Source organism: Centipeda sp. (in: firmicutes), from assembly GCF_057271695.1.
This window is the reverse complement of record NZ_DBHIVL010000017.1, coordinates 1-16597: the sequence shown is the minus strand read 5'-3', so window position 1 is coordinate 16597 and position 16597 is coordinate 1. Positions and strand designations below refer to the sequence as shown.

At 52.5% G+C, this 16597-nt stretch carries 20 protein-coding genes; all 20 read right to left on the bottom strand.

Annotated elements, in window-relative coordinates:
* Positions 1 to 100: 100 nt before the first annotated feature.
* Positions 101 to 835, bottom strand: a complete 735-nt coding sequence (locus ACO6BQ_RS04335; RefSeq protein ID WP_489119693.1) for a hypothetical protein — start codon at positions 833 to 835, stop codon at positions 101 to 103.
* Entirely contained in the window at positions 835 to 1572 is a 738-nt protein-coding gene (locus ACO6BQ_RS04330) for a hypothetical protein (protein ID WP_489119692.1), read from the bottom strand. The genes ACO6BQ_RS04335 and ACO6BQ_RS04330 overlap by 1 nt, the downstream gene beginning before the upstream one ends.
* Positions 1573 to 1584: 12 nt before the next feature.
* Positions 1585 to 2922, bottom strand: a complete 1338-nt coding sequence (locus tag ACO6BQ_RS04325) for a hypothetical protein (protein WP_489119691.1) — start codon at positions 2920 to 2922, stop codon at positions 1585 to 1587.
* A 17-nt stretch (positions 2923 to 2939) separates the two neighbouring features.
* Positions 2940 to 3431 carry a hypothetical protein gene (locus ACO6BQ_RS04320; RefSeq protein WP_489119690.1) on the bottom strand — a complete coding sequence of 164 codons (492 nt, stop codon included), beginning with the start codon at positions 3429 to 3431 and terminating at the stop codon, positions 2940 to 2942.
* Between the two features lie 11 nt (positions 3432 to 3442).
* On the bottom strand, positions 3443 to 5209 hold the full coding sequence (locus ACO6BQ_RS04315) for a hypothetical protein (protein ID WP_489119689.1): 1767 nt from the start codon (positions 5207 to 5209) through the stop codon (positions 3443 to 3445).
* A complete protein-coding gene (locus ACO6BQ_RS04310) occupies positions 5202 to 5678 on the bottom strand; it encodes a hypothetical protein (protein ID WP_489119688.1) in 477 nt (158 codons plus the stop codon). The genes ACO6BQ_RS04315 and ACO6BQ_RS04310 overlap by 8 nt, the downstream gene beginning before the upstream one ends.
* A gap of 9 nt (positions 5679 to 5687) precedes the next feature.
* Positions 5688 to 6245 carry a hypothetical protein gene (locus ACO6BQ_RS04305; protein ID WP_489119687.1) on the bottom strand — a complete coding sequence of 186 codons (558 nt, stop codon included), beginning with the start codon at positions 6243 to 6245 and terminating at the stop codon, positions 5688 to 5690.
* Positions 6238 to 6558, bottom strand: coding sequence for a hypothetical protein (locus tag ACO6BQ_RS04300; protein WP_489119686.1), 321 nt, complete (start codon positions 6556 to 6558; stop codon positions 6238 to 6240). The genes ACO6BQ_RS04305 and ACO6BQ_RS04300 overlap by 8 nt, the downstream gene beginning before the upstream one ends.
* 60 nt (positions 6559 to 6618) lie before the next feature.
* On the bottom strand, positions 6619 to 7797 hold the full coding sequence (locus ACO6BQ_RS04295; protein ID WP_489119685.1) for an SU10 major capsid protein: 1179 nt from the start codon (positions 7795 to 7797) through the stop codon (positions 6619 to 6621).
* Between the two features lie 27 nt (positions 7798 to 7824).
* Positions 7825 to 8916, bottom strand: a complete 1092-nt coding sequence (locus ACO6BQ_RS04290) for a DUF1722 domain-containing protein (RefSeq protein ID WP_489119684.1) — start codon at positions 8914 to 8916, stop codon at positions 7825 to 7827.
* 12 nt (positions 8917 to 8928) lie between these two features.
* On the bottom strand, positions 8929 to 9201 hold the full coding sequence (locus ACO6BQ_RS04285; protein WP_489119683.1) for a hypothetical protein: 273 nt from the start codon (positions 9199 to 9201) through the stop codon (positions 8929 to 8931).
* Positions 9180 to 11327 (bottom strand): portal protein, encoded by a 2148-nt coding sequence (locus ACO6BQ_RS04280; RefSeq protein ID WP_489119682.1) that lies wholly within the window; start codon positions 11325 to 11327, stop codon positions 9180 to 9182. Before ACO6BQ_RS04280 ends, ACO6BQ_RS04285 begins: the two co-directional genes overlap by 22 nt.
* Positions 11328 to 11341: 14 nt before the next feature.
* Positions 11342 to 12664 (bottom strand): terminase large subunit, encoded by a 1323-nt coding sequence (locus ACO6BQ_RS04275; protein ID WP_489119681.1) that lies wholly within the window; start codon positions 12662 to 12664, stop codon positions 11342 to 11344.
* A complete protein-coding gene (locus ACO6BQ_RS04270) occupies positions 12657 to 13034 on the bottom strand; it encodes a terminase small subunit (RefSeq protein WP_489119680.1) in 378 nt (125 codons plus the stop codon). The genes ACO6BQ_RS04275 and ACO6BQ_RS04270 overlap by 8 nt, the downstream gene beginning before the upstream one ends.
* 23 nt (positions 13035 to 13057) lie before the next feature.
* Positions 13058 to 14086 carry a DNA-methyltransferase gene (locus ACO6BQ_RS04265; RefSeq protein ID WP_489119679.1) on the bottom strand — a complete coding sequence of 343 codons (1029 nt, stop codon included), beginning with the start codon at positions 14084 to 14086 and terminating at the stop codon, positions 13058 to 13060.
* Between the two features lie 295 nt (positions 14087 to 14381).
* A complete protein-coding gene (locus tag ACO6BQ_RS04260; protein ID WP_489119678.1) occupies positions 14382 to 14798 on the bottom strand; it encodes a hypothetical protein in 417 nt (138 codons plus the stop codon).
* Positions 14799 to 15320 carry a type II toxin-antitoxin system HicB family antitoxin gene (locus ACO6BQ_RS04255; protein WP_489119677.1) on the bottom strand — a complete coding sequence of 174 codons (522 nt, stop codon included), beginning with the start codon at positions 15318 to 15320 and terminating at the stop codon, positions 14799 to 14801.
* A 17-nt stretch (positions 15321 to 15337) separates the two neighbouring features.
* On the bottom strand, positions 15338 to 15589 hold the full coding sequence (locus tag ACO6BQ_RS04250) for a type II toxin-antitoxin system HicA family toxin (RefSeq protein ID WP_489119676.1): 252 nt from the start codon (positions 15587 to 15589) through the stop codon (positions 15338 to 15340).
* A gap of 78 nt (positions 15590 to 15667) precedes the next feature.
* Entirely contained in the window at positions 15668 to 16165 is a 498-nt protein-coding gene (locus ACO6BQ_RS04245; protein ID WP_489119675.1) for a hypothetical protein, read from the bottom strand.
* A gap of 128 nt (positions 16166 to 16293) precedes the next feature.
* The coding region (locus tag ACO6BQ_RS04240) for a hypothetical protein (RefSeq protein ID WP_489119674.1) at positions 16294 to 16597 on the bottom strand (304 nt) is incomplete at its 5' end.

Sequence of the window (16597 nt, the reverse complement as noted above, 5' to 3'; positions counted from 1 at the left end):
CTTTTCACTCAATCATTCAAAACAAGTCGCCGTGTGTCCCTGTCCGTGTCAAGGTTTCACATGCCTGTTGTCAATACAATATATGTCTGAATACCGTTTTCTACCCAAGACAAGTAACATCAAAGAGTACGCGACGTTTATAGAATCCGTTCGCGATGTTTGAAATATGGCTCATATCAAAGAGCAGAATTCCTCCCGAGGCGATATGTTTCCCGCTGATGTCATGGAAATAGAGCTGCGTGGAAACATTGCGATACGGATGCCCGCCCACGAGCTGGCTTGCCGTGACGCGTTTAATATTGCTGTTCTGTGGAACATTGCACTCCAACCCCTCTAATCCGCTGTGCCCACGGAAGTTACGCAATCCCGTAGCATCCGATATGCGAATTCTCTTGGTACCATCTGGAAGAATAGGGTGAAAGTCGGTGGTCCAGAGATAATATTCGCCACTTCCGATATGGATGCGCTCCCCGTTTTGTCCAATGTGGATATCTCTTGCTCCTCCTCCCAATAGATTTGTCATCAGCCGCACCGTACCGAGCACTCTGTACTGTGGCGGCGGTGGTGTCGGCGGGTCTGGTGGTTTCGGCGGGTCAACAGGTTTTATCCCTGTTCGTGCGATTGCCATGCGCACGCCTCCAAGGCGTTCCACATAGCCGCCGATTGCCTCGCTCGAACCAACGGGACACAGAGGCGCATAGCATTGAATGTTACCAACATTCAGGGGAAGTGCCCCACCATATCCGCTCGCCTCACTGATCGTTGTATAAAGGGGGCATGAATTACGGATGCCGCCGAGCCTCTCCACATAGAGGCGTTTTCCAAGTTCTCCCATTATTCCACCCAAAGTTTTGTGCCGTTGCCAAAAACGAGCACGTTGCCATTGATCCTGTCTGCGACCTCCGCTCGCCCTGCACTCTCCGCACGTCCCGAAATGTTAATACCCCATGTCCCTGTCGCCCCCGTACCATTCTTCGGCGTGTAGGTAGCGGGGATATTCGCCCCGTTCCCATCTGCCGCAGCACGGTCTGCTGCATTCGCATGGGCGGCATTCGTCACCGTTCCCTCAATGCGCGGGACGGCAAGCGTACCAGAGGCGGGGTTATAGGTAAAGTCGTTTGCGTATTCGCGCTGCGTCTCCGTCTGCACCGCAGAGAACCAGACATGACGCGGCGCATTCTGCGAAGAGATTACCCCCTTCACATTTGCTGCCGTCGTTGCCGTGACAGAATTCCCCGTACACGAATCTGCCTCCACTTTCGTGACATTGATCGTAACGTCTGCAGAGCCGTCAAACCCCGCCGCCTCCGACGTTGCCTTACCCGTGAGGCTGATATTCCGCTCGTTTTTGAGAACCCCCGCCGCGTCCTCGTCCCAGCGCACAGGATCAAGCTGACGCAGTGTATAGGTTTTCTGCTCGTCCGTGCGATAGCACTTCATACCGACGTAGAGATTCGCCGTAGGGAAGAACTCACCCGCAAAATTGCTTGCCACCGCTGCAAAGTTATCGTTGATCGTCCCTCTACTATTCTTGACGTTGTCCTGTCCCTGAAGCATTTTGAAATCCTGCATATCCGCCCTCCTCTAGTAGCCAACTGCCGTCCATGAAACTGTCCCTGTTGCCGCCGTACCGTCGCGCTTATGTAGGATACAGCGGAAAAAGTCCGTCCCGATCATCGTGATCTCAGGCGTGAGAGTTCCGTCTCCCGTATTCCCGCGTTGGAGCGAAACGGTGACCTCCGGCTTCGTATAGTAATGTTTGTGATACGGAATCTCCGTTTCCTTTGCCTCCACGTGTGCCGTGCCACGGTCAACGGTGTCGTCGATATCCACATTCATCACGACATCATAGATTTGCGGGATTGCACCGAGGCTGCCCGTTGTCATAGAGATGCGGACAAGTGCCTGTTCATACTCGTATTCACCGACATGGAACGGGCGGAACATCTCGTATCCAATGGGGCGCATGAGACGGCTCTTGAACTCTGCGAGCGTCATACCATTGCCAACGGCAACCCCTGAAATAGAGGCATCACTTGCACGTACTACGGTGTCATAGAACCCAATACGCTCTGTGAAATGAGACATAAGAGGCGGAACAAGTGCCTCTAAAACCACAAACTTCTCCGAAAGCAGAGAACGTGGCTGTGGGATTCTGTCGCCCTGTAAGCAGATCCCCTCCACAAGCAATGTGGAAAGCGGCGGCAGGATCTCCGTACGCAGACTGATCCGCTCCACAAACGACCAATACAAATGCAAAACTCCATGCGTCTCTTCCTGCATGGAGATCTCCTCAGCAAAAGAACGATGCGCTGTGAACACCTGTCCTTGGGAATCCAGGAGACCGCCTCCATCACGCAGGATAAACGAGAGTTCCTGTCCCTCCTGCTGCGTACCGTCAAATCCCAGTGCTTCTGAAAAATATGACTGTGGCTGTGGAATCCTCTCGTCACGAATACCGATCTGCTCGACGATTTCTGTCTGTATCGGCGGCAAAATCACCGACGAAACCCCGATTTTCTCTGTAAAATTGATATAAATATGTCCGTGCTGTGCATGAAGAAGCACCGTACCAAGACCGACCTGCTCCACGAACTCCACACGTATTGGCTCTTTCTCGGCAACGAGAACCGAATCCTTTGCGCTAACCTGCACCGTAACGATATGAGGGGAAACCTCTACTGGAACAGAATCCGTCGCAAGAGCAACGTTTTCTGCAAGAGTGGTGTGATATGCCGTCACACTGGAAAACGCACCATCCACCCCAACCGTCTCCGCGTGATTCTGCGTGATCTCCACCGCACCGAACAGCGCAAATATACGCTCCGTGCGTGGATCGGCAAAGTCAAAAGCGCATTCGTCAAAAGTATATGGATGTATGAGGCGGAAATTCGGCTCTGTCTGTTTTTTCTCCGCACTCATCTCACATGCCTCCTACCTCAGCCCGTAAGCTCTCCGAGCACAAACTTGAACGTCAATGTGTAAACATCCTCCGTCCCCTTATTCACAACAGGGAAGGTCACACGGTCAATGATGCCGTAGTTGTTTGTCGCCGATGGCATACCATCATTGCAGTAACAGACCGCTGCCTCTGTGATTGCACCAATTGCCTGCCCTGTACCAAATGTCGCGACAAGTTTGCACTCCTTTGTTCCATTTGTATGGAAATACTGTGCAAACTGTGCCGCAAGAAAGTTCGTGAGTTTCGTCTGCTCCGGCGCAGCCGCATTCGCCCCCGTCCCGACAGCGATATACCGCAAAACCTTATTCTGCGAGTTATCGAGCTGCGGCTGGAACAACCGTTCAAAGATGAGGTCAAAGCCCGCGTTCACGATGAGATTGTCCTTGCGTACAACCTCCTCCGTACCGTCCGCATGGTGCAGGACACCCTCGAAAGAACCTTTGAGATGAATGCCATCTACCTTGTTCATATTCATCACTCCTATTCAAATGTCCCCGCGAAGACAAGGCGCATGAGATTCTTGAGCGGTTTCGCCGCTGCGCTCCCCTCTGTGCACACATCCCCTGCGAGGCTGTATAAGAAAAGCCGCCGCACCGCCGCTTCCTGCACAATGCCGACGGCAAGGCAGTCGTTCGGTCGAAATGCGATTGCTGCACGCACATAGACACCATCCGAACCGACAATGCGGAAATCATTGAGACGGCGGTCATATTCAAGCACGAGACTGCCATCGCCTGTCAGTGCGAGAATCCGCGTATCAGACAGGCCATCCCGCAGACGAATCCAGAACATCAACGAGAACTGCTGTGGAATCTGCAGCTCATAGGACACATCACTTTTCCACGAGAGGCGCAGCCCCTGTGTCCATCGTGATGGCGCATACACGACATTTTTCTGCGTACGCACCGTCGCTCCCGTTCCTGTGAGTGTGCCGTCCAGTGAAATTACTGCAAGAAAACGCGCTGTATCCAAAGGATCATAGCGTGCAATCTCATGCAGTACCTCAACACCTCTGAGGTCGCCTACCGTGCCATTCCACATAGTATTCGCAGCTTCTTCGCTATTCCATGCGAAATCCAAATCGTCAAAGACAAGGCTGCTGTTTGTCTCACCGATGACGCTTGCCTCAAGCCAGTTGCGGGCACGGTACTTTTGCGGAAGCCTCACATCGATGAGATATTCCCCACGCAGTGCGTCCTTTTCGAGAAGCAGAGACTCACGCGCCATGTCGTAGTAGAGATTGATCTTATTTCCGTTGTAGCCCGTCTTTTCCTGATCGAGCCGGATAATCACATTTTTGTGGATATCTGTCTCATTCGTGAGCAAAAAAAACGAGGCGTTTTTGGAGTAGTTGTCATGCTCGTCAATCGCCTTGATGAGCATGTAGTAACGCCCCGTGTTTGGATAAATAAAACGATGCTTATTGAGCTTCGTCGTGAAAATCGTAAGAGCCTTATCCCACTCGGGGGTAATTCCAACCTTGACTTCATACCGTACGTTATAAATGGACAGTGGATCCCACATAAAATCTAGCTGCGGGCCATTACGCTCCACGATGAAGTTTTCCACATCGGGCATAACGCAGTAAAGAACCTCGGATTCGCCCTCACCGTATTGGTCATAGTACGCAACACGAAGTCGTTCAATGATCGCTCCACCAGTATAGAGAAAGATATTATCCACAGATTCATAGCGCACATCGTTGACATAGATGTATGCGCCGATGCAGTCCAGTGGTATCTCAAGGAAAGTGATGAGCGTTCCTTCCTGTGTCTTTGTCATCGCAACATCGCGCGGCTTTGTGGGGCGTGCCTTGGTATAACTGAGTTCTGCCGGGTGACTAACCTGCCCTTGTCGATCAATGGCAAAGAGAAAGATGTGCCCTGCATAACTCGGCGGCAGGCGTGCAGATTCCGAAAGAGTTGTTCGTTCCAACAGCCCAAATTCACTGCCGACATTCTTATTCGTCCGAACCTCATAATAGTTCAGCTCTTTTGCGCCGAGAGAATGATCCCATTGCAAGAGTCCACCGAGCCGCGAGAATGTCAGACGGAAGTTGCGCGGAGAAAGAATCTTCCCCTCTTTATCCGCCTCCACCTCATCCGCCGTAAAACTGTTCGCCGCATTGATCTGCGTCGTTTGCTCCTGCATGAAGCTGCGCAGGACAGAGAGGAGATACCGACCATCGCCCTGAATCGCAGTAGGAAGAGGCGGTGTATGGAGAACTTTTTTCTGAATCTCAGCCATTCCCCATCACCGCCCCCGTGAGAATTGAACGGAATTCATCGGCAAGGGCCTTGTCCTGCGTAATATCATACTCATTGCGATTGAGAGCGTGGAGAATCGCAATTTTGAGGACATATTTATTGAGTGCATCATGCGGGAATGGCAAACCGCCTGTCTCATCGTCAAGCAGTGGCATGGTCGCAAAATAACGAAAGCGTATCTCACTCATCATCGGATCAATGAACCGTACTGCCTGTCCCGTGATGCGCATCGGGTACTGCCCCGCCGCACGCACATAGTGTTCCGGTATACTCTCCCCATCATGAATAAGGATTTCCTGCACCATCATCGGAGAGTTTGCCGCAATGAGAAGCCCCGACACCTCATGAATCGCCGTGTTGAGGAAGCCGATGCACTCTGCGCGGCTGTACTCATCCGAAATGTCATGTCCTGCTGCCTTGATCTCGTCAATCGCTTTGCTCGTTTTCATGACATCACCTCAGACAAAAAACGGCATCTTCGCCCGTGCATTGCTCCACTTGCGGCGTGGAACAATCGCATTCACCGCATCCATCACCGCCTGTGTCATCGTATCCACATCCGTGTTGTTCAGCACCATCCGTGTGAGCTTGACGATGGGATCAACGTAGGTATCCGGCAGAGGAATGGGATCGCCTTCCTTCACGGGCAGGAGACTGCCGTAGTAGTGGAGCAGAATACCGCACACCGCGTAAATGCGCCCCGCAAAGAGACGGAACGTATCGGGCGTTACATGGTCGTCCGCGACGGCATGCAGTCGGTAGCGATCGGAAAGACGGTAGACCCCCTTGACGGAGGTGAAATCATCGGGCAGGAGTGCCGCACCATCCGTGAAATCGTCCGCCTTGTATACCTTCTCACGTTCGAGCAGCTCGCTCTGCATATTGGCAAGGTGTGCGCGGAGATAGCGCAAGACCTCATTCATGGCGTGGTAAATCTCATAGTCCGAGAATTTCACCTCGTCCATGTCCTTCTCTTTCCAGCGCACCATTTCTTTCAGATGCTTTGCGTCAATCACACGTTATACCTCCTCCCCAATACCGCCGTGCGTGGTCCCGTTTTACGGCAAAGGCAGGATGCAGGGCAAAGAACTTTCGCAAAAGGCGCAAAAACTCTGCCTGATCGCCCGCGCACTGCGCCTTCCGCGCCTCGATGAGCCACGGGTCGAACTGCCAATATTCGGGCGGGATAAAACCCAGCGGAATAATGTTCTTCCCGCGCCCGCCCTCATCCGACACCTGCTTTGCCGTGTCGATTGCTTCCGAACAGTCGAACGTGTTGCGCAGGATCGTCTTCCCATCCTCCTCATAGATTTTTTGTTTCAGAATCATCGAATCACTCCCATACAAAAGGGCTCACCCCCAACAGGTAAGCCCTCTGTCTATGCGCTCTTAGGCACGCTTGATGTTGTAGATCGACCCCGAAGCCTTCGGCTGCGTCCCCTGCAGCCCGAGCCACGATTCGATGACGAATTCCTCGTACGAGCCCTTCTTGGCAAGCCCCTGAACCTCGTGCGTGCGGTCAAACCACTTCATATCCCAGTAGTTCATGTCCATGACATCCACCACCGTATCGGGGTACATACGGTGTACCTCGGCGCGAATCACGCCGAAGTCGGATTCGTACACATCCGTGATGTTGGTCGCCGTCTTCTCCTTCGACCCGCGCTGCTTGGTTGCACCGCCCGTGACAATCGCCGAGAAACGACGCTTGAGGCGCCCCGACATGACCGCAAGTGTCGGATTGCCGCCGCGCTTGCTGCACATCTCCATGCAGTCATTGATATGATCCTCAGTGAAGAGTGTGTCCCCCGCACTGAAGACGTTGTTCTTCACCATCTGGACGCCCTGACCTGCCGTCGAAAGCGTGACCTGATTGACGTTCTTGATCGCGTCATCCATGCTGTTAAACAGCGTAAACTTCTTCGGATCCGCATCCTTGCGAATGTAGTAAGGAAGATTCGCCACGATTTCAGTCGGGAGCTTGTTTCCGGTGCCCGGCTTTGCCTTGAAGTAGACGAAATCGCCCGTGTCGAGCTTGTGATCCGTCGTTGCCGCACAGACATTCCCTGTGAAGGTCACGTCCTCAGCCTCTTCTTCAAGGAAGTAGCGGACACCGCCCGTGAGTGCGGGATTGCCCGGAGACTCATCACGCGGTGCGCGGTTGAATACAAGCGCGTACTCAATGTCGCGTGCGTGCTGCTTGAACGCGTTCACCTTCTGGCGTGCAAACTCATCCTCAGGGGAATACTCCTTCGCGTGCTTCTTCTGCGCATCCGTCACGCGTCCCGTGCTGATGAAGTGCTGGCAACGGTTATCCCACTGCGCGAGCGAGCCGACCTTATCGGTCGTATAGTCCGTCATTTCGGGATATGCGTTCTCCTGCGGAGGTTTGAGACCTTCCGTTGTCCAGTTGAACTTGAGGCTCTTCGCCTCCGCCGCTGTCCCGAAATTGGACAGGAAAAATGTCATGTCAGGGTCAATGTTCGTAACGATTTTGCTGAAATCATCCTTCGTGCCGACCGCCTCGTACGTTGTGGACTGCGACACCGACTTTGCTACCAATGCCATAAATAATCACCTCTCGTAAAATAAACCTTAGTGAAGATGCGCCCGTAGGAATTTATTCCGTTCCCGCACGCCCATCGTTCGCATTGCACTCCAATCCACCGGATCAGGTGCGCTCTGTGCAACCTTGCCCGCACCCTCTACCGTCGGCGGCGTTGCTTTCGGCGCAGGCGTAGGCGCAGGAGAAAGCCCCGTCTGCTTCGCGTAAAACGCCGCACGGGTCTTGTTGTAGTAAGATTCGATCAAGGGGATGTCCGCACGCGTACACAGTCCCTGCCTGTACCGTTCGATGAGCTCTGCCACCTGTACCGCCTCCTGATAGGGCAGCTGCTGATAGAAGGTCTCCATCATCACATCGATCTGGTTGAAGTTCGGCTCAGATGCCTGTACCTGCTGCATTTTGGGCACGAACTCCGCCGCAAACGCCTCGGCCTCCGCCCGCTGCTTGGCAAGGTTCATCTGGTACGCGTCAATCTCGCGTGCGATTGCGTTCACGTTCATCTGAACCGCGACGCGGTACTCCTCCGCCTTCTTGGCATCCTCATCCGATTCGGCATAGGAAAGCTCGGAGAGCTGCTCCCGCGTAATCCCAAGATCCTTGAGTGCCTTCTCCTCCGCCGCACTTTGAATCCTGCGATAAATGTCCGTCCCGTGTTGTGGGGACGGCGGCACGTCCTGTTGCGGCGGCGGCTGTGCTGCCGCCATCTGCTGCTGCGCCGTGAGTGCGGCGATCTGCTGCTGCTGGCGAATGGCGACATAGTTTGCCCGCAGTTCCTCAGGAATGCGGGATTCATCGACGCGCCCCGTTGTCAATGCGGCAAGAAGCTCATTCGCCGTATAGGCCGCCGGTGCGGCGGGCGTTTCGGGCTGTTCCTCCTGCGCGGGCGTTTCCGCTTCCTCTGCCGCGTGAATCGGGACAAGCGAGCGTGCCCCCGTCACGGGATCGACGACGACGCCAAAACCGCCCGCGGACGGCTGCTCTACGGCGGACGACGTTCCCTGACCCGTGGCAGCGTCCTCCTGCACGCCCTGCTCCGCAGGAGCAGCGGGCGTATCCGCTGCCGTGCTCTCCGATGCATCTCCCTCTGCAAATCTCTGTAAGTCATAAACCCAGTCATTCATTCGGTATCCTCCTCAATCACTTCTATGCTCCTCGTGGAGCTTCTTCGCCGCTTCGCGCCCCTTGCGTGACACGCTCAAAAGACCGTCGTAAAAGTCACGCGCCGCCTGATAGTCTGCCTGGATCTTCATGAGTTCCCCCACATCCGCAGCGCGGCACAGGCGATCCAGTACATTTCCCTCCACCTGCGCAAGCCACTTGCCCGAGAACTTCTCTGTGAGGAGAAATGCCGCCTCCGCGCCCTCTGCGGCGCGTTCCTGCAGCTTCATCTTATCCATGTATTCCATCCGCTCTCCCTCCCTTCATGCCATGCCCGATAAGCTTTTTCATGGCTTTTGGCAAGCCGCTCGTCGCGTGCAATCTTCTCTGCCATCGCCGCAGGACTGGTCGAAAGCCCGAGCTGCGAGAGCGCGGCAATCTGTGCATCCATCGGCAAATCCGAGAACTTTGCCGAAAGCCGTGCGAGCGTCTTTGCCTTTACATCATCCTGCTTTAGCTGAAGCTCCGCCTGGGTAAGCGCGTCCTGTTTCTCCATTGCCGCCTGCTGCACTTGCTGTTCCTGTGCTTGCTGCTGTTGGAACACATCGCCGCTTGGATCGAGCAGATATTTCTCCGTCGAGCGGATGCCCATGACCTCAAGCAGCTCCTTCGTCACGTTGTACCAGGATTCGGCATTGACAATCCCGATCATCTCCAGTTTCGGATAGAGCTGATTGATGAGCACCATGAGGTACTGAATCTGTATCTCCTTGGAGGAAGCCCCGCGCCCGACATTGACGATAAGGTCATAGTCAATGCTGATCTCCTCGCGACGGATGGCGATGCTTTCATCTGCAAGGCGAATCATCTGCCCGTCGTCCACGAACTTTTGGCAGAGCAGGATGAGGAACTTCACAATCGGAATCCACGCCGTCTCCGCCGCAAGACGCGCGATCAGCTTGATCTTCTTGTCACTCGCGCCCATGATCGCCGAGATGCCCGTCGCCGTGCGATTGAGACTGGAGGAATCCAGTCCTTGATTGTACCGCGTACTGCCCGACTGGCTCTCGATCTCGTTCTGCGCATACTGCACCAGCGTCATAGCAGAGCTGTCAATCTGAATCGGCGGCGGCTGAAAGACCGCCTGACTTGCAGGAACTCCATTTTTGACCGGGACAATCTCATCCCCGTCCAGCATCGCGTCCATATCGACGTTTTTCTCGTCGACAAATTTCTGCGGCACATTGTTCTTTGCGACCGCAATAATCATCTGCCGTATGAGCGCGGTCTTGAGGTCTTGCAGCTGTTCGAGCGTATCCGTGATGGAATCCTCGCCGAAAATGGCATAAGCGTCATGCTCGGGGGAGAAGATAAAAAACGGCGGCATCTCAAACACATTGTCCTGAATCTTAAGCGGAACATCGCCGACCGCATGAACGATGATGTTCTCATAGATTCCGTCGCCATTGAAATCCACCTTGAGATAGGCTTCGTAAAGGTCAAACTCCTTAGAGGCATTATCCCCGTCCGAGAGCCGTCCGTGCATCTCCTCAATGTGCTTATTATGCAGCTTGTCCAGAAGCGGCGTTTTCCGTGCGCCCTCGCCCGCCTTTGCCATCGCCGCATCGACATTTTGGTAAACCCCCTGCGCCTCCATGCGCTTGAGGTAGTCCCCGCGCACCTTTTTCCGCTGCGCCACGAACTTTGCCGCATGAAGATCGCGTGCCTCGGGCGTAAAGCGCAGCTCCGACGGGCTCATGTTCTCGATGATCGGCTGGTTGACCTTGACATTGACGACATCAAATGTCACGCGCAGGAGATCCCCGAGCGGCGTCACAGGAACGGCTTCCTTGATCTCCACCTGCCCCGCCGCCTCGCCCGCAAGAATCATCTGCATCATCTGTGCATCGGCGAGCACCTCCATCGGCTGACGTTCTTCCTCACGCTTCCAGTAGACCTTCGCGCATCCCATGTTGATGGTAAGACCGTCGCGCAGAAAGTTATACATGAACGTGAAAAAGCTGTTCTTGCGCGTCACAAAATAGCAGAGAAGCTGCTGAATCTTCTTTGCGTTGTCATCATCGTTCACGTTCACACCTGCGATATCCACAGGATCGTCCGAGCCGGTGAACACCTCCATGAGCGACGGCATAATCCAGTCGATTGTTGTCTTAACGTCCCGCGACACCCAGTCACTGTACGCAGAGAGCGTTTTGAACTTCTTCCGATAGTGGTCTGTGTCCGCTCGGTACACGTTATAGCGGCGAATGAGCGCAGGTTCGACCGTCGCCGTATAATAGTGATCCGCGACATCACGCCCTGCCTTGTAGGCGGTCATAATCTTTTTGACCGCCTCGGGGGAAAGCGTTGCAAGGCTAATCTCCTCCGGGGCGGCATTTTGCGCAGCGTCATACGCTGCCGCGTTTCCCTGCATTGCCCCACCTCCTTTCACATACTTCCCGCCTTGCGGATGTTCCCACGGCGGCGTGCCTCATAATACCTGCCATGCGGCACATAGACCGGCATCGCAAACGTGAGCGCAAGCGCGTCCGCAAGGTCAGGGCTTTTGCCCATGCGCTCCTTTACCTTCTCCTTCGGCTCAAGAAGAATGTGCCCACTTGCGCTAAACTTGTACTCCACAGAGGCAAGCTCTGTCTTGAGCTGTGTATTCTGCGGGATTGCACCGCCGCCTTGCAGCCAGTCACGGCACTTGAAATACATCTCGGCGCGAATGTTGGCGTAACGCTCGGTATCCATCGCCGCCGCACCGAAATTCACTTCCGTTGGCGTATAGCCGAGCTGACGGAGGCGGTCAATCACCCCCGCCCCCATTGCCCCCGCATCAACGAACACCGCCGCAGGAGAAAACTCCGTGTAGCAGGACACGACTGCACTTGCTGTGTCCATCGTGGAAAGCCCCGTGAACGTCCGTGTCTCACGCAGGAGAAGTCCCTGCCGCACACAGATCACGGTACGATCATCGCCAAACCGCGCCACATCAACGCCAAGAATGACAGGCTGCCCTTGCACATCCTCCGCATCCATCTCGCGCCCCGCTGCCTCCGTGACAAGATCAATCGGGATAACCACATCCGATGCAGAGGCGGTAAAGTCACATAGGAGCTCCTGCCGAATCTCCATCTCTGTCATCTGCGCCTGCATATCCTTGAGCTCTTCGGCGGGAAGCACGTTCGTCTCATCCGCCCTATAAATACAAGAGTACCAACCCGCCGACTTCTCCGCGTGCTGGTACATCTCATAGAACTGATTCTGTCCCTTCGGCGTTCCGATGAACACCGCCCATCCTTCGCGGTCTGCAAGCGCAGGACGGATAACGCCGCCCCAGAGCTCCGGCTTGATATCCGCATACTCATCAAGGATTACACCGTCGAGGTAGATACCACGCAGCGCATCGGGATGATCTGCGCCGATGATATAGAGCCGTGCGCCCGGTGAGCGTGCGTGTCTTGTCGGCAACTCAATATAGAGCTCCGATTCATTCACCGCACGCCCAGGGATTGGATTCGTATAGTATTTCAGATACTCCCACGCCACGCGTTTTGCCTGATTGCGGTACGGCGCAACGTAGGCATAGACAGGTGCTTTCTTCTCGTTGAGCACCGCCTTTTTAATCATCTCGTTCACCGTACCGACCGTCTTGCCGAAACGACGGTGACAGACCAGAACGGCAAAGCGGTTCTTTGCGAGCGCAGGATGAATCGTATCTTTCCAGATCGGGCGCGGCGTGTACGGTATGACAATCTCAGACATCTTTACCCTCCCATCGGAAAACAAGCGGTGCACCGTCCGCCCCGCTCACCTGCGTCTTGTTGATGTATACCCCGTCCATCTTGTTGAGCAAATCCATTGCTTTGAGACGATCTGCCTTTCCTGTCTCCTCATCACGGGCAAATTGTGTGAGTAGTTCGCGACGTTCAGCCGCGTCCATGATCTTGTGCGAATCCAGTTCGCGGCGGAGTTCTGCAATACGTGACTGAATACCAACATTTCCCAACAATCTTGCCGCTGCTGTCCCAGCAACTTTATCCGAACGAGGCTTGTAACCCGCACGCTTGTAAGCTTCGGTGGCATTTCCACAGCGTACAAATTCCACACAAAAATTTTCCTGTAACCGCTGCATCATGCCACCTCCTCTGCACATTTTTACGCAAACAAGCCCCGCGCTTCCTCTATGCGCTTCTTTGCCGTCTCGAAATACTTTGGATCAAGTTCTATTCCGATGAACCGTCGCCCCTCCTGCACGCAAGCGACGCCCGTTGAACCGCTGCCCATGAATGGGTCAAGAACGGTATCACCCGTACGCGAACTTGTACGGATGGTACGCGAGAGAATATCAACGGGTTTTTCGCAGGTATGGAAACGCTTCTGCATCGGAATCGTTCCCCTCTCCCACACATTGCAGTGCGCCGCATCGTTTACGTGCGTATGCCTCAATCCCTCATACTCTCGCCGCAGTCCCTCATACTCCTGCCGCAGCTCCTCGTAGTTCTTGCCGAAGCCCAACGGCTCATAAACAGCCTCCCACACTGCACGCGTCGGAATTGCAAATTGGGAATCTTTGAAATAATGTCTTGAAATCATATATGCTTCTTTCCCCGTTGTAGTCTTATAAGCGGCGGAGATGTCATCATCTGTGAGGTCAAGGCGTTTTTTCTCAGTAACGTACCAATCCTTTATCGAACGGTAACAGTCGGGGTTGCTGTTGATTCGATCTACTCCTATAGAATGCGCCCATACCCCCGTCCCCACTTTGAAGAAGTGCAGACAGTACTCGCAACGGTTGAACCACTGCCGCAACTGTCCGGGATTGCGGTTCAGCCACGACCGCGCCCGATAGCTTTTCCCCTTGTCCCAGACGCAGAAACTGATAAGCTGAAACTGTCCACGCTCATGCACATCATGAATAATCTCGGCGATCTGCGGCATATCATTGTGCCACATATAAAGAACGCCGCTGTCTTTCAGCACGCGGGCGGATTCAGCGAAGAAGCGGCGCATAAAGACGGGATAATCGCCGATCTTGTCCCATGCGTTTGTTTTCTCCTTCCCTTTTGTTTTCGTTTGAACGCCAATGTTGTACGGCGGATCGGTGAGAATCATATCGACACTCCCGTCCTCTATCTCCTTCATCCGCTCGAAACAATCCCCACGGAGCAGGGTTATATCGTCCACACATCCGCCTCCTCTGCAATCAAAAAGGACACCGCCGCAGCCGTGTCCCATAAAAATTTATATCTCCCGCCGACGATCTATAAAAAATCGCAGAAATTTACGTCTCATTCCCCCCAACAAAAAAGCCGCCTCGATTGAGACGGCTATCCGCAAGGAGGTATCCGTGTAGGAAGGAGGAAACAGCGGGCGGCGCGTTCCAAACCACCCATACTAACAGTATAGCAGGTTTTTCGGCGAAAACAAGGAAGTAAAAGGGAAGTAAAACGGAAGCAAAATGTATGTTGAAATAAAACTTTTATTCTTCCTCCTTCCTATGCCCACCAAGATCAACAAAGGGGATCGTGATAAACGGCGTTCCTGTGATATATTCAGAAACATATCCAACAAGCATAGTATTTCGTGCTGCACAAGGTTGAGCAAGAAGTTCCAAGTCATTTTCTATTTCTTTGCTTGAAACTTTATCTTCTATTTTATACCTCACCGAAAATTTAGTCTCTATACAGAAAAATATTTTCGGCTCAAATGTTGCTATACACGAAACCTTAATAATAAGCTCATTGTTCTTTGTCACTTCATAAGAAGCATCCCACTTTGAGATATCTTCTATTTTTTTAACCTCGATCTCATCCTCATTAATATGTCGTCCATGGATACTTTCTAACGTGAATTCGATAAGTTGCAATTTTGATAGGATTTTATATTTTTCCTTCATTTATCTTGCCTCCCTTTGATATGCATCCAAATGAACCACTTTATGTTTCTCTCCTACATGCTTCCATTGAGTTTTGTTTTGCTCAAGAACTGAAACGATAATAGAATTTATCGCACTGCGTTCCTCATTATTCGATCCATGTTTTATTTTTCCCCTTTCTAAGAAGGAGTGATTGCACCCGATTCCCATAGCAAGAAACGTATTTACCAGATGGTTCAAACTGACCCCCTCTTGTTCGGCAGTCCTGATCAATGCAGCATGTAAACTCTTTGAAACACGCGTAGTAAATTTCCCACTTGGGGACTCATCTACATATAATTTAGGCTCAGGAATATTTCGACCTTCTGCTTTTGCTGTCGAAATCCACGACTCAATAGCATCAGAAATATTCCTCAATGCTTCTTCCTTTGTCTCCCCATCCGCAATACAGCCAGGAAGCTCAAGAACTTCTGCTAAAAATCCGCCCCCATCGTCTTTTGACAGTGCAGAAAGAGTGACCTGATATTCATCAATTTTAGCCATTATGCAAACACTCCTTCTTAAATACCTTTTACATATCTATACGCTTTTAAAGCCCTTTTTACATATACTGCCTTTAAAGGGTCTCTTTTCCCCTTGGAATCCACTGTTACGATTTCGGTCAGATCAGGATGCGAAAAAGTGTAATGGTCACCTTTTCCTTTTCGACACTCAAATCCGCCTACTTTCGTCATTAGCTTTTCCAACTCATCAAACGTGACATCAGCAGGGTTGTTTTCTATTTTTTGAAGCAACTTTTCATAATGTCCCATAGGCATCCCCTGAACTTTGATGTCATATATGATACCACTTTTTCAGGTTTTGTAAATAGCAAAGTGCAGGTTTCGAGTTTAATTTTCAAATTTAATTTTCAACTGCGCTGGTCTCACGATAACCCCAAACAACATCAATGCTACATCACGAAGTGCCTTTCCACCTTTGTCTCGCACCCACTTCTCCGTATAGTTCAGAGCATCTGCGATCTCTATCCACGACTGCCCCCGCATATACCGCCCTTGTAGCAGCTCCACATCTGCATCATCCAGCGACTCAAAGGCTCGATCAATCGCCCGTATTGTGCGCTCTATTTCATCTCTGCGGATCCGCATATCGCGGATATGCCCCTCAAGCTTAATGCGACGTATAGCGGCCGCCTCCGTTGTAGTCAACTCCCTTGTCCCGCCGCTGATGCGATCGTCCCCGTACTGGATGGAGGATATGGATTCATCACGCAAAATCATCTCCTGCGCATCGATCTCTTCTGTGAGATTCGTGGCGGCGACCTTCATCTTTGTATAGTTCTGCAAGAGCCGCTTTGTCTCCCTGATATAGTCGCCGTATGCCCTCACGCCGCTGCCTCCGATCCGAATCACGTCATGTTGTTGTCGTCACCAATATGTTCCGAACGCACCAAAAGAGCGGAAATACCGCTCTTTTTCGTTATACCGTCTGTTCCACGCTTTGCCTCACAAGAGGTTTATTCATCTTCGTCAAAAACAGCTTGCATAATTTTGTCAAGCTTTGCTGCTCTTTTCTCATATCGGGATATTTGTTCTTGATATATCTCCTGCAATTCTTCAAATGTCACCATTTTTATAAGGACTTCATCACTATAGGGCGCAGTGCGATCTCCCTTGAATTGATACCAGTCTCGCAATCCTCCACTATTTTGCAGGTTGCGGTATGCTATCTTTCCATCATCATCAATGTAAAGCACATCATGTACATTTGTTCCGACAATGTGTTCTTTGTTCATCTCTGTATCTCGAATCACGATAACA

Coding starts and splice junctions, on each gene's coding strand:
- ACO6BQ_RS04270 (WP_489119680.1), bottom strand. CDS start 13,034: ATGCAGCGGTTACAGGAAAATTTTTGTGTGGAATTTGTACGCTGTGGA.
- ACO6BQ_RS04255 (WP_489119677.1), bottom strand. CDS start 15,320: ATGGCTAAAATTGATGAATATCAGGTCACTCTTTCTGCACTGTCAAAA.
- ACO6BQ_RS04310 (WP_489119688.1), bottom strand. CDS start 5,678: ATGAAAACGAGCAAAGCGATTGACGAGATCAAGGCAGCAGGACATGAC.
- ACO6BQ_RS04325 (WP_489119691.1), bottom strand. CDS start 2,922: ATGAGTGCGGAGAAAAAACAGACAGAGCCGAATTTCCGCCTCATACAT.
- ACO6BQ_RS04275 (WP_489119681.1), bottom strand. CDS start 12,664: ATGTCTGAGATTGTCATACCGTACACGCCGCGCCCGATCTGGAAAGAT.
- ACO6BQ_RS04280 (WP_489119682.1), bottom strand. CDS start 11,327: ATGCAGGGAAACGCGGCAGCGTATGACGCTGCGCAAAATGCCGCCCCG.
- ACO6BQ_RS04295 (WP_489119685.1), bottom strand. CDS start 7,797: ATGGCATTGGTAGCAAAGTCGGTGTCGCAGTCCACAACGTACGAGGCG.
- ACO6BQ_RS04285 (WP_489119683.1), bottom strand. CDS start 9,201: ATGGAATACATGGATAAGATGAAGCTGCAGGAACGCGCCGCAGAGGGC.
- ACO6BQ_RS04315 (WP_489119689.1), bottom strand. CDS start 5,209: ATGGCTGAGATTCAGAAAAAAGTTCTCCATACACCGCCTCTTCCTACT.
- ACO6BQ_RS04260 (WP_489119678.1), bottom strand. CDS start 14,798: ATGAAGGAAAAATATAAAATCCTATCAAAATTGCAACTTATCGAATTC.
- ACO6BQ_RS04330 (WP_489119692.1), bottom strand. CDS start 1,572: ATGCAGGATTTCAAAATGCTTCAGGGACAGGACAACGTCAAGAATAGT.
- ACO6BQ_RS04290 (WP_489119684.1), bottom strand. CDS start 8,916: ATGAATGACTGGGTTTATGACTTACAGAGATTTGCAGAGGGAGATGCA.
- ACO6BQ_RS04300 (WP_489119686.1), bottom strand. CDS start 6,558: ATGATTCTGAAACAAAAAATCTATGAGGAGGATGGGAAGACGATCCTG.
- ACO6BQ_RS04320 (WP_489119690.1), bottom strand. CDS start 3,431: ATGAACAAGGTAGATGGCATTCATCTCAAAGGTTCTTTCGAGGGTGTC.
- ACO6BQ_RS04335 (WP_489119693.1), bottom strand. CDS start 835: ATGGGAGAACTTGGAAAACGCCTCTATGTGGAGAGGCTCGGCGGCATC.
- ACO6BQ_RS04250 (WP_489119676.1), bottom strand. CDS start 15,589: ATGGGACATTATGAAAAGTTGCTTCAAAAAATAGAAAACAACCCTGCT.